The 24,407-nt window shown below is 50.6% G+C and carries 22 protein-coding genes; 15 read left to right on the top strand and 7 right to left on the bottom strand.

Annotated features, from left to right (window positions below):
• The 3 genes from BUE76_RS24840 to BUE76_RS20365 all read left to right on the top strand — a co-directional run.
• The coding region (locus BUE76_RS24840; protein ID WP_216820692.1) for a hypothetical protein at positions 1-194 on the top strand (194 nt) is incomplete at its 5' end.
• Positions 195-315: 121 nt separating this feature from the next.
• Complete coding sequence (locus BUE76_RS20370; protein ID WP_073048433.1) at positions 316-1,245, top strand: AraC family transcriptional regulator; 930 nt, start codon at positions 316-318, stop codon at positions 1,243-1,245.
• A 139-nt stretch (positions 1,246-1,384) separates the two neighbouring features.
• Positions 1,385-1,915, top strand: a complete 531-nt coding sequence (locus tag BUE76_RS20365) for a hypothetical protein (RefSeq protein ID WP_073048375.1) — start codon at positions 1,385-1,387, stop codon at positions 1,913-1,915.
• 13 nt (positions 1,916-1,928) lie between these two features.
• Here the strand turns inward: BUE76_RS20365 and BUE76_RS20360 are convergent, their stop codons facing one another.
• Positions 1,929-2,681 (bottom strand): transporter, encoded by a 753-nt coding sequence (locus BUE76_RS20360; protein ID WP_073048372.1) that lies wholly within the window; start codon positions 2,679-2,681, stop codon positions 1,929-1,931.
• A gap of 259 nt (positions 2,682-2,940) precedes the next feature.
• Positions 2,941-6,282, bottom strand: a complete 3,342-nt coding sequence (locus BUE76_RS20355) for a methylmalonyl-CoA mutase family protein (RefSeq protein WP_073048430.1) — start codon at positions 6,280-6,282, stop codon at positions 2,941-2,943.
• Positions 6,283-6,428: 146 nt separating this feature from the next.
• On the opposite strand from BUE76_RS20355, the gene BUE76_RS20350 reads away from it, so the two are divergent.
• The 5 genes from BUE76_RS20350 to BUE76_RS20330 all read left to right on the top strand — a co-directional run bounded on the left by BUE76_RS20350 (position 6,429) and on the right by BUE76_RS20330 (position 12,500).
• The gene (locus BUE76_RS20350) at positions 6,429-6,989 is read left to right on the top strand and encodes a hypothetical protein (RefSeq protein WP_073048369.1); all 561 of its coding nucleotides are present in this window, start codon (positions 6,429-6,431) and stop codon (positions 6,987-6,989) included.
• Between the two features lie 160 nt (positions 6,990-7,149).
• Positions 7,150-8,091 carry a hypothetical protein gene (locus tag BUE76_RS20345; RefSeq protein ID WP_073048366.1) on the top strand — a complete coding sequence of 314 codons (942 nt, stop codon included), beginning with the start codon at positions 7,150-7,152 and terminating at the stop codon, positions 8,089-8,091.
• 5 nt (positions 8,092-8,096) lie between these two features.
• Complete coding sequence (locus tag BUE76_RS20340) at positions 8,097-9,638, top strand: phosphatase PAP2 family protein (RefSeq protein WP_073048363.1); 1,542 nt, start codon at positions 8,097-8,099, stop codon at positions 9,636-9,638.
• Between the two features lie 110 nt (positions 9,639-9,748).
• Complete coding sequence (locus BUE76_RS20335; RefSeq protein ID WP_073048360.1) at positions 9,749-10,852, top strand: hypothetical protein; 1,104 nt, start codon at positions 9,749-9,751, stop codon at positions 10,850-10,852.
• Positions 10,853-11,033: 181 nt separating this feature from the next.
• Positions 11,034-12,500 carry a RapZ C-terminal domain-containing protein gene (locus tag BUE76_RS20330; protein WP_073048358.1) on the top strand — a complete coding sequence of 489 codons (1,467 nt, stop codon included), beginning with the start codon at positions 11,034-11,036 and terminating at the stop codon, positions 12,498-12,500.
• Between the two features lie 179 nt (positions 12,501-12,679).
• Here BUE76_RS20330 and BUE76_RS20325 read toward each other — a convergent pair whose 3' ends face one another.
• Complete coding sequence (locus BUE76_RS20325; protein ID WP_073048427.1) at positions 12,680-13,624, bottom strand: UDP-3-O-(3-hydroxymyristoyl)glucosamine N-acyltransferase; 945 nt, start codon at positions 13,622-13,624, stop codon at positions 12,680-12,682.
• 369 nt (positions 13,625-13,993) lie between these two features.
• On the opposite strand from BUE76_RS20325, the gene BUE76_RS20320 reads away from it, so the two are divergent.
• The 4 genes from BUE76_RS20320 to BUE76_RS20305 all read left to right on the top strand — a co-directional run bounded on the left by BUE76_RS20320 (position 13,994) and on the right by BUE76_RS20305 (position 17,329).
• Positions 13,994-14,872, top strand: coding sequence for a YicC/YloC family endoribonuclease (locus BUE76_RS20320; RefSeq protein WP_083596722.1), 879 nt, complete (start codon positions 13,994-13,996; stop codon positions 14,870-14,872).
• A gap of 193 nt (positions 14,873-15,065) precedes the next feature.
• Positions 15,066-15,548: a gliding motility lipoprotein GldH gene (locus BUE76_RS20315; RefSeq protein WP_158070009.1), complete on the top strand. Its 483-nt coding sequence runs from the start codon at positions 15,066-15,068 to the stop codon at positions 15,546-15,548.
• Between the two features lie 39 nt (positions 15,549-15,587).
• The gene (locus tag BUE76_RS20310) at positions 15,588-16,571 is read left to right on the top strand and encodes a sensor histidine kinase (RefSeq protein WP_073048350.1); all 984 of its coding nucleotides are present in this window, start codon (positions 15,588-15,590) and stop codon (positions 16,569-16,571) included.
• A 53-nt stretch (positions 16,572-16,624) separates the two neighbouring features.
• Positions 16,625-17,329 carry a response regulator transcription factor gene (locus BUE76_RS20305; RefSeq protein ID WP_073048424.1) on the top strand — a complete coding sequence of 235 codons (705 nt, stop codon included), beginning with the start codon at positions 16,625-16,627 and terminating at the stop codon, positions 17,327-17,329.
• Positions 17,330-17,501: 172 nt separating this feature from the next.
• On the opposite strand, the gene BUE76_RS20300 is transcribed toward BUE76_RS20305, so the two are convergent.
• Complete coding sequence (locus BUE76_RS20300) at positions 17,502-18,209, bottom strand: SDR family oxidoreductase (RefSeq protein ID WP_073048347.1); 708 nt, start codon at positions 18,207-18,209, stop codon at positions 17,502-17,504.
• 181 nt (positions 18,210-18,390) lie between these two features.
• On the opposite strand from BUE76_RS20300, the gene BUE76_RS20295 reads away from it, so the two are divergent.
• On the top strand, positions 18,391-19,086 hold the full coding sequence (locus tag BUE76_RS20295; protein WP_073048345.1) for a YjjG family noncanonical pyrimidine nucleotidase: 696 nt from the start codon (positions 18,391-18,393) through the stop codon (positions 19,084-19,086).
• A gap of 207 nt (positions 19,087-19,293) precedes the next feature.
• Here BUE76_RS20295 and BUE76_RS20290 read toward each other — a convergent pair whose 3' ends face one another.
• From BUE76_RS20290 to BUE76_RS20280, 3 genes are all read right to left on the bottom strand, one after another.
• Positions 19,294-19,488: a hypothetical protein gene (locus BUE76_RS20290; protein WP_073048342.1), complete on the bottom strand. Its 195-nt coding sequence runs from the start codon at positions 19,486-19,488 to the stop codon at positions 19,294-19,296.
• A gap of 43 nt (positions 19,489-19,531) precedes the next feature.
• Entirely contained in the window at positions 19,532-20,188 is a 657-nt protein-coding gene (locus BUE76_RS20285; protein WP_073048340.1) for a phosphatidylserine decarboxylase family protein, read from the bottom strand.
• Between the two features lie 186 nt (positions 20,189-20,374).
• Positions 20,375-21,319: a DUF3078 domain-containing protein gene (locus tag BUE76_RS20280; protein WP_073048337.1), complete on the bottom strand. Its 945-nt coding sequence runs from the start codon at positions 21,317-21,319 to the stop codon at positions 20,375-20,377.
• A 237-nt stretch (positions 21,320-21,556) separates the two neighbouring features.
• On the opposite strand from BUE76_RS20280, the gene BUE76_RS20275 reads away from it, so the two are divergent.
• Both BUE76_RS20275 and BUE76_RS20270 read left to right on the top strand, forming a co-directional pair.
• Positions 21,557-22,270 (top strand): nucleotidyltransferase family protein, encoded by a 714-nt coding sequence (locus BUE76_RS20275; protein WP_073048334.1) that lies wholly within the window; start codon positions 21,557-21,559, stop codon positions 22,268-22,270.
• 132 nt (positions 22,271-22,402) lie between these two features.
• Positions 22,403-24,340: a M1 family metallopeptidase gene (locus BUE76_RS20270; protein WP_073048331.1), complete on the top strand. Its 1,938-nt coding sequence runs from the start codon at positions 22,403-22,405 to the stop codon at positions 24,338-24,340.
• The last annotated feature ends 67 nt before the right edge of the window (positions 24,341-24,407 follow it).

The following is a 24,407-nucleotide window of genomic DNA, read 5'->3' as shown; positions in this document are numbered from 1 at the left end:
AGGAAAGACAGGAAAGACAGGAAAGACAGGAAAGACAGGAAAGACAGGAAAGACAGGAAAGGTTTTGGCTGCGCAAGTTAAGTGTAGAAAGCTTATTCGACCTTCAACAGCTTGTCATGCCGACGCATGTCGGCATCCCCTTTGAAAACAGGGTGCCCGAAAGTAGAGGGAGATGCCGACATGCATCATCATGACAATATCCTTATCTTCTGTCATGCTGAAGCAAATATTCAAATTTTCCAAAGCAACAGGCCGCCTACCCTAAACCTTGTCTTTCCCCAAATTGCTTTATCTTAATCCAAACGATTGATTGCCTTGGCTCAAAAAAATACCTTGCGGCCCGTTGCGCTGACGCCATCCCAAAACCTCCAGACCCTGGTGGAGAACCGCCGCATTTTTAACCTGCACAATTGCGAGCTCAATGTTTTTGAAAGCTACCGCGAAGCTTATGATGTAGCCCTCACCTTTCCTGATTTTGTGATTACCAGCATGGTGCGGGGTAAAAAGGTGATGCACCTTGCCGAAGCACCTGCATTCGATTACCTGCCCGGCGAGTCGGTGATTGTGCCGGCGCACCAAACCATGCTGATCGATTTCCCGGAAGCATCTGAAGCCAACCCCACCCAGTGTATCGCATTGGCTGTAGATGAAAGCTATATCCGCAGTACCATCGAATACCTCAACCAGTATTACAACAGTGACCCAGACAGCAAAACGCAGTGGCAACTGCATTGCAATAAATTTCACTTCGATAACGATGAAGAAGTAACTGCCCTCATCAATAAGTTGATCCGTATTTGCAGTAGCACCGACAAGGCCAAGAATGTATATGCTGATCTAAACCTGAAAGAACTGTTGATCCGCCTCATTCAAAGCCAGCACCTCGAGCAGGTGCGCAACGACATGCAGTCGGGGGACAATGCATCGAGGCTGCAATACGTAATGCGGTATATCCACGAACATCTTACAGATAAGATCCTGGTTGATCAGTTGTGCCGTAAAGCCTACCTGAGCCGCAACCACTTCTTCAAATGGTTCCGTGAACAGGTAGGCATTACTCCGCTTGAATACATCATTAATGAACGCATCAAACTAGCTAAGCAGTTGCTGTCCAACCCCCGTCTTTCCCTCGCGGAAATAAGCCAGCAGTGTGGCTTTTCAGATGTCAACTATTTTGTTCGCCTGTTTCGTAAAGTGGAAGGCATTACACCGGGCAGCTACCAGAAGATGCAGTGGCTGGGGTGAGAGGATTTCGGATGTATGATTTCGGATTTCGGTAGTTGTTGAAATGCGAAGGCCTTAAACAAGGAGTAATGCTCCGAAATCATTAATCGACATCCCATGCTTTCGGCACCTTGTTTGGAGGTACAGGGAAACGAGGTGTATGAAGATTGCAGATGTGCTGGAAAGCGGCATTACCGGGGTTACTACTTTAAGTTTGATACAGGAAGCACTGGGTAAGATGAACGGGGACGAACCCCATACCATGCTCCATAAGTCGGATACCATTAAGCAACTACAAAAAGGAAAGAAAAGCGGCAAGAAGTCCAAGGAACTCTATGTAAACCTTGCTGGTGAGTTGCTGGGACATGCCGGTTTATTTGGCTTATCGGGACTGGGCAAAAAGAAAAATGCAATATTACGTGGTGGATTGCTGGGTGCGGCTGCGGGTCTGGCTATTGCTTTCCTGGATAATGATAATGACACAAGCAAACAGGCCATCCATGCCGATGGCAGGATGTACGATGCCGAAGCAGAAGCGATGCGGCAAAAGATAGTTACTGTAACCCTTTATACCCTTGGCGGTGTACTGGCTGGTGCGGCTATAAAAGCCATGAACAACAAGAAAATAAAAAAGACCAAAGTGGTAAAAGGCCTCAAGAAAGCCGAACGTAAGTTAAAGGCAGGAAAATAATCCTGCCTTTAACTTACGGCCTGAAACGGAAGGAAATACCTGTTGCCATAAAATAATCTGGCGCTTCGTGCGACAGTCCTTTGCCCGCAATTAAATCCAGTTTTACATTACGGCTAATATAGTAGCCAAGGCCTGCATCAATTACATGCTCTGCTCCATGGCCTTGTTGCCACCGACCATAAGCTTCTACAAATACCTGCCAGTGCCGGCCAACGTTAAGCTGCGGCTCTATGCTGAACATCCAGCGTGGATTGGTGCTTTCGCCGTCCCATTCCGTGCCGGCATTATAATCCAGTTCCAGGTTGTCGGTTAATTTGTTTTCCATCAGCAGGCGCACCAGCGGAAAAACGTGTGGCACCTGGTAGGCATGGGCTGCAAGGGTAGGGATGCCCGCCATGACCAATAAAGTTGTTTTAGGTACCCAGGCGTTTTCCTCAAGCAAAGGTGTTTTAAATCCAACCTGTATCGGTTGCAAGCCATAAGCCGCTTCTTGTTTGGAATAGGTTTTTTCATCAGCGGCATCCAGTTCCAACCTCAATTCCAGTTTTTTAGAAAGGCCGTATCGAACGGTGCTGCGCGGATGAAAAAGAATGTAGTCGTGTCCGGAGCCTTCTTTGCGTATGCCGGCTTCAAATTGGAGATAGCCCTTGGAAACCAGGTTAGGCGACTGGCTTTCGCTGGGCCTTTCCGCAGAGATGGTGTCTTCCTGTGCCTGCAAACAAGTAATACTTGCTATTCCCAATGCACACAATACAAAACGCTTCATAACACATCTGTTTGTGTGTTTATGAAAAATTTTGTGCCATCCATGTAGCGTCGAACATTGTTGTAAAAGAAATAGCCCTGAAGGAATCCGATCCTCCAGGGCTATCAACGAAGCGTCCTGTTTGGTAGAAACCGTTGAAACGGTTTTCCACCGTTTTCTTTCCTTGCCCCACCCACGGTTAAAACCGTGGGCTAAAGTTCAGCTCCACTTTTGCATCAGATTCATATTAATCCTTCAAAAATCCTGCAAATCACCGGTTCTACATGCTGCGCCTATACTGTCCACCCACTTCATACAAAGCATGCGTGATCTGTCCCAATGAACAGTATTTCACCGTTTCCATTAACTCCGCAAACAGGTTGCCATTGCTGATGGCCACTTCTTTCAGTCGTTTCAACGCGGCATCCCGCTGCTCCGCGTTTCGTTGCCAGAAAGCCTGCAGGTTCTGGATCTGCAATTCTTTTTCTTCCTGCGTGGCGCGGATCACTTCTGCCGGCAACACCGTGGGACTACCCGCTTTATTCAGGAAGGTATTCACACCAATGATGGGCAGCTCGCCGGTATGTTTCAGGTGCTCGTAATGCAGGCTCTCCTCCTGGATCTTGTTGCGCTGGTACATGCGTTCCATGGCACCGAGTACACCGCCCCTTTCGGTAATGCGGTCAAACTCCTGCAGTACTGCGTCTTCCACCAGGTCGGTGAGTTCTTCAATAGCAAAGGAGCCTTGTATGTTGTTCTCCGTTTTTGCCGAACCCAGTTCGCGGTTGATGATCAGCTGGATAGCCATGGCACGGCGTACGCTTTCCTCGGTAGGCGTGGTGATGGCTTCATCGTAGGCGTTGGTGTGGAGGCTGTTGCAGTTGTCGTAAATGGCATAAAGCGCCTGCAGCGTAGTACGGATATCGTTGAAATCGATCTCCTGTGCATGGAGCGAACGGCCGCTGGTCTGGATATGGTATTTCAGCTTCTGGCTGCGGTCGTTGCCGCCATATTTCTGCTTCATGGCCTTGGCCCAAATGCGGCGGGCCACACGGCCGATCACGCTGTATTCGGGATCCATACCATTGCTAAAAAAGAAGGACAGGTTGGGCGCAAAATCATCGATGTGCATGCCGCGGCTCAGGTAATACTCTACATAAGTAAAACCATTGGCCAAAGTAAATGCCAGCTGCGTGATGGGGTTGGCGCCGGCTTCGGCAATATGATAACCGGAGATGGAAACGCTGTAGAAGTTGCGCACCTTTTCGGTGATGAAATACTCCTGCACATCACCCATCAGCTTCAGGGCAAACTCGGTGGAGAAGATACAGGTGTTTTGCGCCTGGTCTTCCTTCAGGATATCGGCCTGCACGGTGCCGCGCACACTTTGCAGGGCTTTTTGTTTGCACTGCTGGTACACATCAGCAGGCAGCACCTCATCACCGCTCAGGCCCAGCAGGCGTAGTCCCAAGCCATTATTGCCATTGGGCAAATTATCGGGTGCCGACGGGTTAAAATAGCGGGGGCGGCCCAGCTCTTTGAACTTGTTGTTATAAGCCTGTTCCACTGCATCCCACAAACCATTTTGCTCCATATACTTTTCACATTCCTGGTCGATGGCAGCATTCATAAAGAAAGCCAGTAGCATCGGTGCAGGTCCGTTGATGGTCATGGATACCGAGGTCTTGGGGTCGCAAAGATCAAAGCCGCTGTATAGTTTCTTGGCATCATCAACGGTGGCGATGCTAACGCCGCTGTTGCCTACTTTACCGTAAATGTCGGGGCGGTGTGCAGGGTCTTCACCATACAAGGTAACACTGTCAAAAGCAGTGGACAGGCGCTTGGCAGGCTGCCCTTCCGATACATAGTGAAAGCGTTTGTTGGTACGCTCGGGGCCGCCTTCACCGGCAAACATACGGGTGGGATCTTCGCCTGCACGCTTTAATTCAAATACGCCTGCGGTGTAAGGAAACTCGCCGGGCAGTGCTTCCTGCAATTGCCAGCGCAGGATGTCACCCCAGTCTTTGTATTTGGGTAAAACAACTTTGGGAATGCGGGTGCCGCTCAGCGAGGTGGTGGTCAGCGGCTGGCGGATTACCTTGTCGCGCACCTGATATTCAAAGAAGTCGGCGTTGTATTTTTTTACCACCTCGGGCCATTGCTCAATCAGCTTGCGGCAGGAGGGGTGGAGGCGTTCTTCAAAGGTTTTTTTCAGAGATTCCATCTCTTTAAGAGCTGGAAGATCTTGCATCACGCCATCAATTTGATAAAGCTTCGACGCTACCGCAGATTGGTCATTTACCCAAGCATCGTAAGCACGGTTGCTATCCGCAATTTCCGATAGGTAACGTACCCGTTTAGGTGGAATGATCTGTGCCTTGGTAGTGGTATCTGCAGTGTGTGCATGCAGTTCAATGGTGCCAAAATCGGCACCTGTTTTATGCCCGATCGTAGTAATGATTTTTTTAAACAATTCGTTCACACCTGCATCGTTGAACTGTGCGGCGATAGTGCCCACCAAAGGCAGTTCATCGTCTTTGGCAGTCCACAGGCCGTGGTTGCGTTTGTATTGCTTGCGCACATCTGCGAGGGCATCGAGTGCACCGGCTTTGTCAAATTTATTGATGGCGATCACATCGGCATAATCCAGCATGTTAATCTTCTCCAGTTGCGATGCGGCGCCATACTCTGGTGTCATCACGTACAGGCTTACATCGCAGTAGTCGAGGATAGAGGCATCGCTTTGTCCCACACCTGCTGACTCCAATATAATAAGGTCGAAGCCTGCTGCCTTGCAGGTGTCCAGTGCATCCTGTACCGCACTGCTCAGTGCGGTATTATCGTCGCGGGTGGCCAGCGAACGCATGTAGGCGCGGGGTGAGGAAATGCTGTTCATCCGGATGCGGTCGCCCAGCAGTGCGCCGCCGCTTTTCTTTTTGGAGGGATCAACCGAAACAACCGCGATGGTTTTGTCTGCAAAAGCGTTGAGAAAACGGCGCACCAGTTCGTCGGTAACCGAAGATTTGCCGGCGCCGCCCGTACCGGTAATACCAAGAACGGGAAAGCGACCTTCAACTTGCAAAGCCATTCCTCCTGCAACTCCATTTTCAGCGTTGGTAATTTTCCGGGCAATGGTGCGCACATCTTTTACTTCGCCCAATGTCATTGGGGTGCTGTAAACGCCACTTCCGTTGAGGGTAAAATCGCACTGGCGGATTACATCCTCGATCATCCCTTCCAACCCCATCTTCCGGCCATCATCGGGGCTGTAAATACGGGTGATGCCATACTGGTGAAGTTCCTCAATTTCCTGGGGCAGGATGGTACCGCCGCCACCGCCAAAGATTTTGATGTGGCCGCAGCCGGCTTCTTCCAGCAGGTCTTTCATGTATTTGAAAAACTCTACGTGGCCGCCCTGGTAAGAAGTAATGGCGATGCCCTGCACATCTTCCTCGATGGCGCACTCCACAATTTCATGTACCGACCGGTTGTGGCCCAGGTGAATGATTTCGGCGCCCTTCGATTGAAGGATGCGCCGCATGATATTGATGGCCGCATCGTGCCCGTCGAAGAGCGATGCGGCCGTGACAATACGGATCTTGTTTTGTGTTTTGTAACTCATAAAATAAAATAAGCAAGCGTTGCGGCCAAAGGTACAGCAGAATGGATGCGCAGCCGTATGCAGCACTTGAGTGCCCTGGTTGGTCTTTAAAATAAATTTTGGCTCAACTGATGCACTTTGTTAAAAAACGTTAATTTGGCTTTGCATTGAAACGACTGGCTGCCATATCTTTCCTTTGCCTGCTGCTGTTTAATATCGCAGGGTACCGTCTTTGGTTCTACTATGCCGAAAGACAGGCAACAGCGCAATTGGTAGCCAACGTCGAACAGGAGCAATACAATCCTTCCGAACTCATCACCCTTACTGTTCCCCTTTCGCTACCTTATCAAACCGACTGGGCCGACTGGGAAAAAGTGCGCGGTGAAATCGAAATTGATGGTACCGTTTACCAGTATGTGCAGCGCAAGGTTTCCGGCGGGCAGATGATCCTGCAATGTTTGCCCAATCACAAGCAACAACAACTGGTGTCGGCCCGCGACCGCTTTTTTGAACTGGCCAACTCCTTCAGTGATGACCAGAAGAAAGAGGCACCGGCACATGCCATCAAGCTTACCAAACCTTCCCTTACCGATTTTGACGACCACCAGTTAAGCTGGCGCTTTTCAGCGGAGGGGCAATCCCGGCGTCAAACCTTTGTAATTACTTCCGTAGCACTGCTACATTGTGCTTTGCCTGTACACGGGCAACCTCCCGAATGGATCGGCTAAATCCCCATTTACTTTCCTGCTGGTATCAAAGCAGCTGCCTTCGTCTACGATAAGGTTGCTGTATTGTATCGCAAGTTGCTGTAAATGGCTTTGGGTTTTATGCAATGAACCTTTATGGGGACAGCCAGCTGTCCCGTCAACGATCCACCAAACCAATTTTATGCTTCGCCATATTCAACGAAGGCTGCTGCCCCTTGCGGCTGCATGCCTGTACACCCTTATCTCGCAGGCGCAAACTGACATCGACGCCATCATGATGAACCGGAACCAGTTCTGCGCCGGTTTTCAATACAACCATAGCAGCTGGGACCAATACTGGGAAGGAACGCTCAAACGCGAGAATCTTAACATCGGTACCGTTACCACACAAAGTGTTGCTGTGATGGGCAACTATGGCATTACCAAAAAGCTGAACCTGCTCTTTGGGCTGCCCTATGTTTTTACCAAAGCATCCGCCGGCACCATGGCCGGCCAGCAAGGCATACAGGATGGCATGCTGGGCGCCAAATGGAAAGCCTTCAGCCACCAGAGCGGCAAGAACAAGTATGCCCTTTTTGCCATTGGTGGCGTATCGGCGCCTTTAAGCAAGTACACACCCGATTTCCTGCCGCTTTCCATCGGGCTGCATAGCAAGCAGGCTTTCCTGCGCGGTATGGCCGACTACCAGCGGGGTAAGTTCTTTACCACGGCATCGGCTACCTACCTGTTGCGCAGCAATGTGGATATTGCCCGTACTGCCTACTACACCACCCGGATGCATTACAGCAATGAGGTGGAGATGCCCAACGCCTGGACCGCCAACCTGCGTGCCGGCTACCGCACTTCGCACCTCATCATCGAGGCCGTTGCCGACCAGATAAACACCCTTGGCGGCTTTGATATCCGCCGCAACGACATGCCCTTTATCAGCAACCGGATGAATGCCACCAACCTGGGCCTGAACATCCGCTACGAGCCCCGCTGGCTGAAGCAGGTATCCCTTACCGGTGGCGGCATGCGCACCATTGCAGGCCGCAATATGGGGCAGGCCACGGCCTTTTACGGCGGTGTGTTTTACATCTTCCAGTTTGGTAAAAAAGCAACCACCACGCAAACACGCTAACCACCATGAAACAAAGACTGATCAACATAACCCTTGGGTTTTGCCTGCTGCTTGCCGGCTGCTCTAAAGGAATTGAAGAACGCAACGATGCTTTCCCTGCCCTGACGCCTGTACAGGCCGATGTGGAAGCAGGTAGCTGGAAACCTGTACTGCTGTCAAAGGCAGATGAATTTACACTCCTTGCACCCGCCGCAACCAATACGCCTGCTTACGCTGCCGAATTGTTGGAAATAAAAGGCTGGCAGGCTAATATGAGCAACCAGCAAAAAGAGGCCATCCGCTATTGGGGCGCCGGCGGCGTATTGCGGTGGAACGAGATCATGCGCGAACTGGTAGCCAAATACAACCTGCCGCCTTACCAGAATGCCGATGGTACGTATCCTGTTCCCAGTGCTGCCAACCCATTTGCTTACCCCATGTTTCCTTTTGCCAACCCGCCTTATGCTGCACGGGCCTATGCCTATGTGGCTGCAGCGCAGTACGATGCGCTGGTGGCAGCCTGGTACTACAAAAAGCTGTACAACCAGCAGGCGCCTTACAAGGTGGATGCTGGTATCAAGGCAATGTTACCGCAAAGCGGCGTGTCCAGCTATCCTTCGGAAGGAGCTGTGCTGGCTGGCGTGACATCCGAGCTGCTGAAGCTGTTGTTTCCTGCCGAACAAAGCCTGGTGCAGCAAAAAGCCGCCGAGCAACAACTGGTGTACATCATGGCTGGCGCCAACACCCGCAGCGAGGTGGAAGCAGGCTTTGCGCTGGGTAAAATGGTAGCGCAGAAATTCGTAGGCCGTGCCCGCACCGACAATGCCGGTAAAGCGGTAGGTACTCCGGCCGACTGGAAGCAGATGGAGGCCGATTGCATCGCACGTGGCGAAATGCCCTGGAAGAGCCTGGAACTGCCTGCAAGGCCGCCCATGCTGGCGATGTTCGGCAAGGTAAAAGGCTTCCTGATGGACTCGCTCAAGGTAATATCCAGCAGGCCTGCACCACCGCCCTCAACGGGTTCCGAGCAGTTCAGAAAGGAGCTGGCCGAGATAAAAGAGTTTAGCGAAAACCCAACTGCCGAACGCATCCGCATCGTACAGTTCTGGGCCGATGGCGTGGGCACTTACACGCCTCCCGGCCATTGGAATGCCATTGCCGCCGAAGAATTTGTACAGAAAGGATTTAGTGAAGTGCGGTGGGCCCGCAACCTGGCCCTGCTCAATATGGCGATGATGGATGCCGCCATCTGCTGCTGGGATACCAAGTTCCATTACTTTAACCCACGACCTTCGCAGGTAGACCCATCCATCAAAACACAAACCGGTACACCCAATTTCCCTTCGTTTACCTCGGGCCACTCAACTTTCAGCGGCGCTGCGGCTACTTTGCTGGGTTATGTAGTACCTGAAAAAGCACAGGCCTTCCAGGCCATGGCCAACGAGGCCTCGCTTTCGCGTATGTATGGCGCTATCCACTACCGCAGCGATTGCGAAGTAGGATTGAAGATGGGCAAGGCCATCGGGGAAATGGCTATTTCCCGGGCAAGAACCGATGGCGCCGATTGATGCTTTATGGCAAACACTGCTCTCTTGTTTTAAAAAGCAGGCAGTGTTCTATACATCTGTTTCCTTGTAAAAACCACCCCTTACATTTTTCAACTTCAAAAAAAATCAACATGGCTATTGCTTCTTTTTATAAAACTGCTTTCGCTGCCCTATTTACCTGCACTCTTTTTACCAGTAATACAAATGCACAAGGCTGTGTAGCCATCCGCGGCACCGGTATGGTATGTACCAAAATGGACCATATAGAAGCCGAAACAAAGGGCTGGCAACTGAATGCCAACTACCGTTATTTCCGTTCTTTCCGCCACTTCAAAGGCCGCGAAGAACAAAAGGAAAGGCTGGAACAGCATACCGAAGTGATTAACTGGCAGCATACGTTGGACCTGGCCCTGGTGCGCAACTTTAACAACCGCTGGAGCATGGTGGTGGGCCTGCCGCTGTTGGGCAACGAGCGCTCCTCTTTATACGAACATGGCCGCACCGAAAGGCACCGTTCAGGTTCGTATGGCCTGGGTGATATGCGGGTTGTAGGTTACCATTGGCTGCTCGATCCCAACAAAAACAAAAAAGGAAATGTGCAACTGGGCCTGGGCCTGAAACTGCCTACCGGTGAAGAGAACTACCAGGATTATTTCCAAAACGTAGGACCCAACAAAACACCTGAACTGCGCCCTGTAGATCAGTCTATTCAACTGGGTGATGGCGGTACTGCTTTGATCACCGAGCTGAATGCATTCCGCAATTTCAACCAACACTTCGGATTGTACACTACGCTGTATTATATGGTAAACCCAAGGGAGGTGAATGGCGTGCGCACTTTCCGCGAAACGCTAAGCCCCACGCTGGCCAACGAAGCCATCATGAGTGTGCCCGACCAGTACATGGCTCGCCTGGGTGCCAACTACAGCCTGGGTGGCAAACTGCATGGTTTGTCCTTCCTGCTGGGTGGCCGCCTGGAAGGTATACCGGTTAAAGACCTTGTTGGTGGCAGCCTTGGCTTCCGCAGGCCCGGTTATATTATCTCCGCGGAGCCCGGTGTAAACTATATGGTGAAGAAGCTGAACTTCTTTGTTACTGCACCTATTGCCCTGGAGCGCAACCGCACCCAAAGTGTAACGGATAAAGAAACAACGGTAAAGACTGGCACCTTCCGCCAGGGCGATGCTGCTTTTGCCGACTGGGTGCTGAACCTGGGCTTCTCTGTCAAGTTCTAGGACCAGTCTGAAGTTTAAAGTTTATAGTTCAAAGTCCGGGGTTCATTGTTTGAAGTACTGCTTACACAGGCTTTCAACTTTGAACGCCGGACTTTAAACTTTCAACTGGCTCCTTCCAACTCCTGCATTTAAACTATAAACTCAAAACTATCAACTCCCTTGTCTGTCCTACTTTTGCGCGATGCAACAGTTGATAGACGCCGTTACACAATTATATACCCAATGGAAAGGCGCCGCCCCGGCGCAGGTTGATGTGCTGCCCGAAAGCGGCAGCGACCGCCGTTATTTTCGACTGCACGATGCTGCGGGTGCCACCGTTATTGGTACCACGGGTATCAATGTGCGGGAAAATGAAACCTTTATATACTTCTCCAACCACTTTACGGAAAAGGGTTTGCCTGTGCCCCGTATCCTGGCTGTAGGTGCCGACAAAACACACTATTTACAGGAAGACCTTGGTGCTGTTTCGCTGCTCAATGTACTGGAGCAGAAAGGCTATACCGAGGATGTATATGCCTTGTTCCAAGCCAGCCTCAAAGCTTTGGCCAAACTGCAGGTGCAGGGCGATGAAGGACTTGATTACGACTACTGTCTTACCAATAAGGAGTTTGGCAAGCAGGCCATCCTATCCGACCTGTTATACTTTAAATATTACTTCCTTGATGCTTTGCGCAAACCCTACGACAAGCAAAAGCTGTTGGATGATTTTGAAGCACTGAGTTCCTACCTCACGTTTACGGAGTTCAAATACTTTATGTTCCGCGACTTCCAAAGCCGCAACATACAGGTACATCCCAATGGATCGGTATGCTTTATCGATTTCCAGGGCGGCATGAAAGGTGCGCCGCAATACGATGTAGCCTCCCTTTTGTGGCAGGCCAAGGCCAACCTCCCCGATGATTGGAAGAGCAAGCTGTTGCACGATTATATGGATGCTTTTGAGGCCACCATTGGCAAGCCGCTGGACCGGGCTGTGTTTCAAAGCCAGTACAATGGCTATGTACTCATCCGCCTCTTGCAGGTGCTGGGTGCCTATGGCTTCCGGGGTTTGTTTGAGCGCAAGGCCCATTTCCTTACATCCATTCCGCAGGCACTGAACAACCTCCGTTGGTTTATTGAAAACAACAGCGTAGGCATTGTATTACCCGAGTTCCGGAAGGTGTTGGAGTTGTGTACTTCCGATGAGGTCATTGCTCATTTTACGCCCATACAGGCCACCGAAGAAACACCGCTGGTGGTAAGGGTGGGTTCCTTTTCTTACAAGAAGGGTATACCCGCCGATGATAATGGCAATGGCGGTGGCTTTGTATTCGATTGCCGCGGTATCGACAACCCCGGCCGCCACGAGCAATACAAACTCCACCATGGCCGCGATAAATCGGTGATGGATTACCTGGAGCGCCAGACCCGTATCCAGGATTTCCTGAACTCTGTATTTGACATCGTGGATATTTCGGTAGAAGATTATATCCGCCGTGGCTTCAGCTCGCTCACGGTAAGCTTTGGCTGTACCGGCGGACAGCACCGCAGCGTATATGCCGCCGATGCACTGGCCCGTCACCTCAAAAACAAGTACAAGGTTAAAGTAGAACTCTTCCACCGCGAGCAGGAAATGAAGGGGTGGAAGAATGAACGGTATGGAGTTTAGGGTTTGGAGTTATGAGTTTGGGGTTAGGGGTTTGGAGTTATGAGTTTGGAGTTAGGAGTTGCCTTAAAAATAGAAAGCGGCATGTTCATTATGGACATGCCGCTTTCTATTTACGATCAACTAAAAACCAGAAACTAAAAACACCAAACACCCAACCCCAAACTCCAAACTCCAAACCCTTAACCCTTCATCACTTTCTCCCACAACTCCGGAATCCTTTTCACCCAAACCGATTCGCGCTTTTTGTTCATGGCCGGTTCGGCGGGCAGACCAAAATATTTACCACCCGGTGCAAGAGTATTGGTTACACCACTTTGCCCCATCACTTCGGCGCCTTTGCCGATGGTGATGGTTTTGTTGACACCTACTTGTCCCCACAGGATCACTTCATCTTCCAGCACCGTGGCACCGGCGATACCAACTTGTGCAGCAATCAAACAGTTTTTACCAATGGCGACATCGTGGCCCACATGCACCAGGTTGTCGATCTTGGTGCCGGCACCAATTACCGTGTCGGCAGTTACACCCCGGTCAATGGTACAGTTGGCGCCGATCTCTACAAAGTCTTCCAGCACCACGCGGCCACAGCTTTGCATTTTCTTGAAATACACCGGGCGGTTGGTCTTCTTGTTATAATAAAAAGCATCGGAGCCGATAACGGTGCCCGATTGTATGATCACGTTATTGCCAATAACGGTATGGTCCATGATCACCGCGTTGGGATAGATGGTGCAGTTGTCGCCGATCTGCACATTGTTGCCAATCACCGCACCGTGCATGATGGTAGTACCTGCACCTGCCGAAGAACCCACACCCATAACACTTGTTACGGGTTGCACGGGTTGAAAATGGTTGACGATGGAGAGGTATGCTTCAAAAGGTTGGTCTACCAGCAACAGTGCTTTATGCTCCGGGAAATCGGTAGCCTCGTTGATGATGATATAGGTAGCATCACTCTGGATGCACTTCTGGTAATACTTGGGATGATCAACAAATACCAGGTCGCCAAGTTCTACTTTATGTATTTCGTTGATGCCGGTGGCTGCACCATTGGTATTGCCGATGAGTTGTGCACCAATCAGGCTCGCTATTTCAGTAATGGGTACAGGTTGTGCAAAACGCATAGTGTAAATTTTTGCGAAGGTAAGGTGCAGCAGCATCCCTGCATGATGCATCAGGTGATGTTGGTGGTTGATGCAATGACAGGTTAATGATCGTTAATGGTCATTGATTGCAACAACATGCACCTGCTATCCACAAGATTTATTGCACCACGATAAAAAATGTGAATAAAATCTGCATGAATTTTTTTTAGTTCGCAAAAAATCTTTTTAATATTGTGTCAGGAATTTTATGATTCCTGTACTTACTAACCCATCCCAATATTAGTCCCGCTTCTGCGGGACTTTTTTTTATCCTTTCAGCATAGTGGCATGCCAATTTTATTACCCCTTAATTCAGATATCTTTACCCCGATCTAAAACAACAGGTACATGCTTAAATCAATGACCGGCTTTGGACGCGCAGAGCAAGTGGTAGGAGACAAAACCTTTTTAGTAGATATCAAGTCGCTCAACGGAAAGCAGTTCGACCTGCAGTTGAAGATGCCCGCATTTCTGAAACCTTTCGAGTTCAATATCCGCAAGGTATTGTCCGAGCGGCTGGGACGTGGTACGGTAGATTGTTCCATCAACCTCAAGGAAACAGGCAATGCAAAACCCGTAACCATCAACACCGGTTTGGCTAAAGCATATTACCAGCCCCTTGCGCAGCTTGCTGCCGAACTCAACCTGGATGCATCTTCCATTCTCAGCACCCTGGTGAAATTGCCCGAAGTGATCACTCCTACCAGCGATACCCTCACCGATGAAGAGTGGAACATTTTTGAAGGCATGCTGCATGCTGCTACCGACAACCTCAACGAACACCGCCTTGATGAAGGCCGTTCGCTCAGGGCCGACCTAGAACTGCGCATCGATAATATCCGCAAGCAACAGGCTATTGTTACCGAGCTGGAACCGCTGCGTCAAACCAAAATCCGGGAAAACATCACCCGCCTCTTGGAAGAAAAAGTGGGTAAGGAAAACTATGATGGCAACCGCCTGGAGCAGGAGTTGATCTATTACATCGAAAAGATCGACATCTCCGAAGAGCAGGTGCGCCTCAACAACCACCTCGATTATTTCCTTACAGTGCTCAACGAACCTGTTGATGAAGGCAAGGGCAAGAAGCTATCCTTTATCCTCCAGGAAATAGGCCGCGAGATCAATACCACCGGTTCCAAGGCATACGATTCCACCATCCAGAAAGCCGTGGTGCTGATGAAGGATGAACTGGAAAAGGCCAAGGAGCAGGTATTGAATGTGCTGTAGAGACGGGAAAGTCAGGAAAGACGGGAAAGACAGTAAAGACGTGTACTATTTTAAAAACTGTGTGATAGAATAGAAGCGCTTGAACTTTTATTAACGTCTTTCCGGACTTTACTGACTTTCCCAACTTTCCCAACTTCTCGTCTTTCCTGTCTCTCCGGTCTTCCTCCTACTTTTGTACTCTAAACCACGGCGCTTGAGAAATCTTTGCTTTTTTCTTTTGCTGAGCGTACTGCTCCTTTCCTGCACCACCGGCGATTTGTATGAAAAGGTGGTGCCCATACCCGGGCACCAGTGGAGGAGCAGTTACAAACCTCGTTTTACTTTTAATATCACCGATACGGCCGTGCCTTATCGTTTGTACGTGGTGTTCCGGCATTCGGAAAAATACAACTACAACAACCTGTGGTTGAAGCTGGGTATCCAGTCGCCGGACAGCACCCGCCTTTCTGCTGCGCAGTATGAGCTGCCGCTTGCCAACAACGAAAGGGGCTGGCTGGGCACCGGTATGGACGACCTGTACGAACACCGGATTGCACTCACGCCCGAGTCGGGCAGCTTTTATTTCCGCAAAGCCGGTGCTTATACCTTCCAGGTAGAGCAACTGATGCGGGAAGATCCCCTTCAGGAAGCATTTAATGTGGGCATACGGGTGGAGCGGAAGGGGAGTGGTCAGTAGGTGCTGCCTTCCTAGTTAAAAGCCTGTAATAAAGCTGCTATGGCCGAACCGCATAAAAGAAAACTCCGGCGGGTAACCGTAATATACTGGGTGTTGTTGCTGTACATCGTAGCCGCCCTGGTGTGGTGGTACTATTCTCTTGAGCTCCAAAGCAGGGAGATGTATGCGCTTAAAAAAGCCGGTATTGAAACGTTAAGCAAGGACACTGCTGTTTACCGGCAACGCCTTTTTCAAATTGAAGACCAGCGCCGCCGCGATACCGTAAAACACCAAAGTGAAGGCCTTACCTTTTTGTTGCTGATTACCGTTGGTGCGGTGTTTATCTACCGCGCCGTACGCCGCCAGTTCAGGGTGCAGCAGCAACAGCAAAACTTTATCATGGCCGTAACCCATGAATTGAAGACCCCGATTGCCGTTTCGCGGCTTAATCTGGAAACGATGCAGAAGCACCAGCTGCCTGAGGAAAAGCAAAGCAAGCTGGTGAAAATGACCCTGCAGGAAACCCTCCGCCTCGATACCCTGATCAACAATATCCTGCTCTCGTCGCAACTGGAAGCCAACGCCTACCAGATGCAGCATGATGCGGTAGACCTGTCGAAGCTGGTATGTGATGTGGTAACGGCTTTCAAAGCACGCTACCCCGACCGGGAGGTTGCTGTGGATGTTGCAAAAGAGCTCCGCATCAATGGTGATTCGGTGCTGTTGAACCTGCTGGTGAGCAACCTGCTGGAGAATGCACACAAGTATTCTCCCAAGCCGAAACCCATAAGCCTTTCCCTGCAGCATACCGGCAATCATATTCAGTTGCAGGTAGCCGATGAAGGTGCCGGTATTGAAGCAGATGAAAGGGAGCGGGTGTTTCAGAAGTTTTACCGCATCGGCAATGAGGCTACCCGCAAGGCCAAGGGCACTGGGCTGGGACTTTGGTTGTGCCGCAAAATTGTCCAGGACCATCGTGCCACCATCCGCATTGCGGATCATAATCCTGTGGGTAGTATATTTATTGTACAGTTCAATAGTTAGAAAACCTATAAGGTTTTAAAAACCTTATAGGTTTGTTTTTCAACCCCCGCAAAATGGAAAAAACCAAGTACTCGATCCTGTTGGTAGAAGACGAAGAAAACCTGCACGATACCCTCAAGATGAACCTGGAGCTGGAAGGCTATGAAGTAACGTCGGCATACGACGGTGCGGCAGCCATGAAGGCAGTACAGAACGAGTACTTCGACCTGATCATCATGGATGTGATGCTGCCCGAGATCGATGGTATTTCCGCTACACAGAACATTCGCCTCACCAACAACGAAGTGCCCATCCTGATCCTGAGTGCCAAGAGCACATCGGCCGATAAGGTGTTGGGTTTGAAAAAAGGGGCCGACGACTACCTGACCAAGCCCTTTGACTTAGAGGAGCTGATGCTGCGGATCGAAAAACTGATCAAGAAAAATAAGATCATCCAGGAGAAGTCCACCGTTGGCGATACCTATAGTTTTGGCGGTAACACTATTGATTTCAAAGCGCAGGAAGCCCGCACTGCCAATGGCGAAAAGATTCCTTTGAGCAAGAAAGAATCCATGTTGCTGAAACTGCTAATTGAAAACAAGAACGAGGTAGTGCCCCGTGAAAAAATCCTGCAATCAGTTTGGGGTTACAATGTATACCCCACCACCCGCACCATCGATAATTTTATCCTCAACTTCCGCAAGTATTTTGAAGCCGACAGCCGCAACCCCATCTACTTTCACTCGGTAAGGGGCGTGGGGTATAAGTATACAGAGTAATAACAGTTCACCCCCTGTCCCCCTGAAGGGGGAACTTAGGCCGGAGCGTCTGCCTTACCTGCAAAATGTCTTAGGTTGAAGAACAATAACAACAAAGCCACTCTGCACAGAGTGGCTTTGTTGTTAAAAGGATTGTTGGACCTAAGTTCCCCCTTTAGGGGGACAGGGGGTATTACAGGTCCCCCAACTGCGGCCTTATCACGATCTCCTCCACCGTGGCCTGCGGCGACAGGTGGGCAGCCTGGTACACCAACAGGGCAATGTCTTTTGCTTCCATGATGCGACTTTCGGGTACGCCACTGCCGGCCCAGGAGTCGGTATAGGTGGCGCCGGGCATTACGGCAGTTACTTTAATGCCTTGGTCTTTCAATTCTTCGCGCAGGTTTTTGGAAAAGCCAAGCAATGCAAATTTAGAAATGCTATAGGCCCCGCCATTTGGATATGCTTTTAGGGAAGCAATAGAGCACATGTTGAAAATATGCCCGCTCTTGGCCTTTTTCATAGCAGGGAGCAGGGCACGGGTAAGGTGGTATGCGCTGTACAGATTTACCGACATCATTTGCTCCAGCGCGCCATCGGGTTCATCGCCCACATTGCCCGGAACAAAGGTGCCGGCATTGTTCACCAATATATCTACCCGCGGCACATGCTGCAGGATCCATTTGCCAAAAGCCTGTGCGGTCTCCTTCACCGACAGGTCGGCGGCATGGTGCAGGATACGGCTTTGTGGGTACCGCGATTGCAGTTCACGGGCAAAGCGTTCCAGTGTTTCGGAATTACGCGAAGAAAGGATGATGGTATGTCCCCTGCGGTCGTCGGCAAATATCTCGGCGATGGCTTTTCCCAGCCCGCGGGAGCCACCGGTAATCACAATGTTCATGGTATCAAAGATAGGGCTTGTGGCATAGGGCAGTTCAAAGTACGAAGTCGGAAGTAAGAAGTATGAAATGTGAAGTCAAGAGTTCAAAGTAGCGGTACATCTATGTTGCATAATTACCTTCATATTCCTGACTTCAACTTAGTACTTATTACTTCTGACTTCGTCCTTACCTTGCGCCCCTATGCGCTACCGCCACCTTTTTTTCGACCTCGATCATACCCTATGGGACTTTGATGCCAATGCCCGCCTTACCCTCGAACAGCTGCACCAGGAGTTGAAACTCCAGGAACGTGGCGTATATGATTTTGATTTATTCTACACCAATTACCTCGCCCACAACGACCGCCTCTGGAACAAGTACCGGCTGGGCCAGATCAAGCAGGAGGAACTGCGCCTGAAACGCATGTGGCTGGCCCTGCTTGATTTCAAGATCGCTGATGAAGCACTTGCCCGCGAGATGAGCAAGCTGTTCCTGCAACTGCTGCCTACCCGAACCTTATTGTTCCCGCATACCCGCGAGGTGCTGCAATACATGGCCTTTAAAGGTTACCAAATGCACATCATCACCAATGGTTTTGAAGAAGTGCAGTATAGCAAACTGCGCAGCTGCAGCATCGATCATTTCTTTGAAAACGTTATTACTTCTGAAGGCAGTAATAGCTTAAAACCCAAACCGGAGATTTACCATTATGCGATGGAAAAGGCAGGCGCTAAGCTAGCCGAAAGCCTGATGATTGGTGATAGCCTGGATATCGATATTGCGGGTGCTAATGGTGTGGGCATGGACAGTGTGCATGTCAATCACCTGAACCGCGAAAAAGATCCTGCTGCGACTTATACCGTGTTTCACCTGGAGGAGCTGGAAGGGCTTTTGTGAATGGTGAGTGGTGAGTAATCAGTGATGAGTTATAGAGGGGAGTCATGCTGACAGGAAGCTTTCCAATTCGGGAGCCTCTAAGCAGTAATCTTTTTGTTCTTCAATGAAAGAAATGACATACGCTTCACGCGCCGCCTTCCTATAAATCCTTTTAAAATCCTGTCCATCACTGGTATTAAAAAAGCCCCCAATCGGGGGCTTCTGTTCTTAGGTTGTTCTGGTGTAGTAGCCGCTGCACATCGACTTGCGGGCACTACCACTGCATTTTGATTTCTTTACTTCTTTCTTGGTTTCGGAATTGCTTTTTACCGCGGCTTTGTTTTCGCCAGGTAAAGAGGCGTACACCAGCGAAGCAGTTGCAAGCATCCCGGCAGTTGCCAATAGTACAAACTTCTTTTTCATGGTTGGGTGTTTGTATCAAGTTACAAACATTCGCTGGTAATGTTTACCAGCTACCCAAAACGGTTACCCCGCCTTTTACCTTTTGGTTGAGCTTTACATCAATCTTGGTATCGAGGGGCAGCAGGAGGTCTACACGCGAACCAAACTTGATAAAACCCATCTCGGCGCCTTGCACCACTTTGTCGCCGGGCTTGAGGTAGTTGACAATACGCTTGGCCAGTGCGCCGGCAATTTGTTTTACCAGCACTTCTTTGCCGCCGGTGCGGTATACCACGCTGTGGCGCTCGTTGTCGGTGGAGCTTTTAGGGTGCCATGCCACCAGGAACTTGCCGGGATGATACTGGCTGTACAGCACTTCACCACTCACGGGGTTGCGGTTTACGTGTACGTTCAGTGGGCTCATAAATATGGAGAGTTGCAAACGTTTTTCCTTGAAGTATTCATCGGGTTCCACTTCTTCCATTACCACCACGGTGCCATCGCAGGGCGATACAATGGAGGTTTCGCCGCTGTGGTGATCGCGTTTGGGTATGCGGAAAAAAGAAATGATGAACAGGAACAGGCCAAAGGTGGCAAGGAATATCAGCCAGCCCAGTACGGCCGAAAAAGAGGCGATAAAATAAAAGGCCAGCAGGTTGATGATGGCAAATACAATAAAGGCCACCAATATGCTGCGGTACCCTTCCTTATGAATCTTCATGCTAAAAAAATGAAGCGCAAAGCTACGAAGAAGAGCGGAAGGAAGGAGATAATGTGGTAATGAGCTTATTGGTTAATGGAGTAATGAGCTAATTGGCTAATATGCTAATGTGCTAAAAAGTGCTAGGTATTGGTATGCATAACAATACAGGGTCCCTGTGTTTGGTTAGCACATTATCACATTAGCTCATTGCCCACTGTTGCTCATCCGCACAAGCAATCCTGCACCCAACAGGGATTTTACCTGTAGTGCCGGCGATGCGTTTTGAGGGCCGAAAATGCGGACATCATCATCGTAAATGAAATCTACGTTCCAGGTAAAGGAAAGCACCCGCGATAGCTTCAAGGCCAGTACATTGGTCATGAACAGGTCAACATTCCCAGGGTTGCGCCGGTAGTTGGAAAACAGGTCGAGGCGGCCGCGGTAAGACACGGTAGGTGTAAATTCCTTGAAGTAGTTGGCCGTCAAAAAAGCGCCCACTTCCAGGTTGCTCTTTTTGCCCGGGGTAACGCCGTAAGCGCCTTGTGCGGACAATGAGTCGTTGGCCACCACAACCCACCGGGTGGTTAATGGAGAAAGAAAAAGGCTGAAGTGTTTCCCTTTTTTATAATCCATACCCGCACTCAGGGTGATATAGGCGGGCGAAAGAATGGAAGAAGAAAGGGAGCGCTGGCCATCGCCATCATACGTATAGCCTTTGAACAGCTGCGACCGAAAATTGAACAGGCCGGCCACGCTCCAATGATCCGTCAGGCGGTAACCGTATTTAGATAGGAAGTCAAGCCGGTCGTCGTTCTTGCGGGCACCCAGGCTGGTGGTATTTACATAACCGAGGTTGAAGTCGAGCAGGTTGTCCCAGTAGTGGCGGCCTTGGCTGTAGTAGGCATACAGGTTCAGTACCGAGGTAAGGGCCAGGCTAAAATTGTCGCCGCCAGCTGCCCAGTTGCTGAGCGATCCCTGCGTGATGGCCAGGTTGTACAGCCCGCCGGTGCGCCAGGTGCGGGGAATGGTATCGTTGGGGTCTTTTTTGATGGCCCGGGTGGCTTCGTTTTGCAGGCGTTTTACGGTGGTGTCTTGTGCCAGTGCGGTCAGCGTGCAACATAGGAGCAATGCAAGAAAAAGGCGGTTCATAATGGCATGTTGGTAATTGGTGAAACGCCGAAATTAGTGTCGGGTAGGCTCAACTTCAAGCCGCCAGGGGCTGCGGTGGTGTATGATTCCTAATAAGTAACAGGTTTAGAATATCTTGCAAGCCACGAAAAATTTTGCGGGCGGTATCATTCGAGGTGACCACAGGCGACAGGCGACAAACGACTTGTGGTCTGCCGTCTGTAGTCAGTCGTCTCGCCCTGTTTTTAAAAATTGATTATGCAGGCAATGATTTTCGCAGCTGGCTTGGGTACCCGTTTCAAACCCTGGACCGACCAGCACCCCAAAGCCCTGGCACCTGTCAACGGCCATTCGCTTTTGCATCGCAATGTGGCATACCTCCAGGCGCATGGTATCAGCGAGGTGGTGGTAAACGTGCACCACTTTGCCGACCAGGTAGCAACTGCCGTGCAGGAAAGTGGCGGCTGGGGCAGCAGCATCCGCATATCCGACGAGCGCAACGAAGTGCTGGAAACCGGCGGTGGCCTGCTCAAAGCAAGACCCCTGCTGGAAGGGCAGGATTTTCTTACCATCAATGTAGATATCCTCACCGACCTCGACCTGGGCGCCATGATGGCTTTTCACCAGGAGCAGAAAGCGCTGATTACCCTTGCGGTTACCAACCGCAGCACTTCGCGGTACCTTTTATTTGATGAGCAGAACCAGCTTTGCGGCTGGCGCAATACGGCCACCGGACAGGAGCGTTTGCCCGTGCCCAAAGATGCCTTGATTCAAAAGGCTTACAGCGGTATTGCCCTGTTCAATGCAAAGGTCTTCGACCTGATAGAACAGCGGGGGAAATTCTCCCTTATTGATGTGTATCTTTCCCTGGCAGCAGAACAGCGGATCCTTGGTTTCGACCATTCGGGTGGTAAACTGGTGGATGTAGGTAAACCTGAAAGTGTGGCTGTTGCGGAAGCGCTTTTTCCATAGGTCTTTTATAGTGCAAATAAAGTGGTGACACGGGGAACACATAAAATGTTTTGCTCTGTGCTCATTTAATTTCTTCTTTACCGGTCTGCGGCGCAGGCTTTGCAATCCCAATATTTCTTATCAACAAGCTTCATGAAACAATTCATCATTCTTGCCATTGCAGCACTGTTCTGCGTACCTGGCAGTGCCCAGCAGACTTACGATCACCGCGAAGCCTTTAGTCCCTTGTTTTATCCTGCCAGCGGCAACCAGTACCGCAGTGCCAGCGGCATGCCCGGGCCCGCCTACTGGCAAAACAGCGCCGACTACCAGATCAATGTTACCCTCGATACCGGCCAGCACAAGGTGGCAGGCGAAGTGGTGCTCACTTATACCAATAACAGCCCCGACAACCTGAACTTCCTCTGGCTGCAACTGGACCAGAACATTTACAAACGAGAGTCGCGGGCATCGGCAACCACCACGCAGGAAGGCGGACGCTGGGCCAATGCATCTTACACGCAGGGACAGCAAATCCGAAGCATCAGCGTGGAAGTGGAGGGTAAGAAATTTACGCCCAAATACACCATTACCGATACCCGCATGCAGGTGTGGCTGCAGGAGCCGTTGAAGGCTGGGGGCAAGAAGGCAAAGCTCTCCATCCAGTACGAGTTTGAAATACCCCAGTACGGTACTGACCGCATGGGTCGCCTGCAAACCCGGGACGGCATTATTTACGAAGTGGCGCAGTGGTTCCCCCGCATGAGTGTGTACGATGATATCCAGGGATGGAATACGCTGCCCTACCTGGGCGCCGGTGAGTTTTATTTGGAATATGGCAATATCGAGTTTAGTGTAACGGCGCCTGCCAACCTCATTGTTGTGGGCTCGGGTGAGTTGCTGAATGAAAAGGAAGCCCTTACCCCGCAGCAACAGGAGCGACTGCAGCAGGCCCGCAACAGTGATAAAACAGTTGCCCTGCGCAGCGACGATGAAGTGCGCAACGGGCAGCCGCGTCTTACCGGCAACCGCACCTGGCGCTACCGCATTCAAAATGCACGCGATGCCGCATGGGCCGCTTCTAAAGCTTTTGTGTGGGATGCCGCCCGCATCAACCTACCCAGTGGAAAGAAGTCGCTGGCCATGAGTGCTTACCCCCGCGAAAGTATGCGCCGCAATGGCTGGCAACGCAGTTCGGAGTTTACCAAGGCATCTATTGAGCACTACTCCAATATGTGGTTTGAATATCCCTATCCCATGGCCGTGAATGTAGCCGGCGTAGTGGGGGGCATGGAGTATCCCGGTATCGTGTTCTGCTCGGCCGAAAGCAGCGATGCCGACCTCTGGGGTGTAACCGATCACGAGTTTGGCCACACATGGTTTCCCATGATCGTGGGCACCAACGAACGCAAATATGCCTGGATGGATGAGGGCTTCAACACCTTCATCAATACTTTCTCTACCAAGGCGTTCAATAAAGGTGAGTTTGCCGGCTTTTCCTATTTCGGCGAAGAGATCAACAAAATGGTGTTCAGCAAGAACATGGATCCGCTGCTGACCACTCCCGACGTATTGCAGCAGAACAACCTCGGGATAGCAGCCTACGAAAAGCCTTCCATCATGTTGCATGCCCTGCGCAATGCTGTACTGGGGCCTGAGCGTTTTGATGCCGCATTCAAAGAATATATCCGCCGCTGGGCCTTCAAGCATCCTACGCCCTGGGACTTTTTCCGTACCATGGAAAATGTGGGTGGTGAGGAGTTAGGTTGGTTCTGGCGTTCCTGGGTGTTCAACAACTGGAGCCTCGACCTGGCATTGAAACAGGTAAGCTACGAAGAAAATGACCCGAAGAACGGCGCCAACATCACCCTGGAAACTTTGGGTAAAATGGTGATGCCGGTAACGGTATTGGTACGCGAAAGCAATGGCAAAGAGCAGCGCATCAACCTCCCCGTGGAAGTGTGGCAGCGTGGCGGCCAGTATACCTTTGGTGTGAACACCACCAGCCGCCTCAAAGAAGTGGTGCTGGATCCGGACAAGGTTTTGCCCGACCTAGACCGTAAGAACAACCGCCAGGATCGCGCATTTTGAACCGGTAATTGGACCGGTGATGGACAGGATTAATAACCGGTGATTAATAAGATTAAAAAAGGATTGA

Source organism: Cnuella takakiae (assembly GCF_001953305.1).
In the GTDB taxonomy this organism is placed as follows: Bacteria; Bacteroidota; Bacteroidia; order Chitinophagales; family Chitinophagaceae; genus Flavisolibacter; species Flavisolibacter takakiae.
Note: the sequence above shows the minus strand (reverse complement) of the source record. Positions and strands in the feature narration are given on the sequence as shown.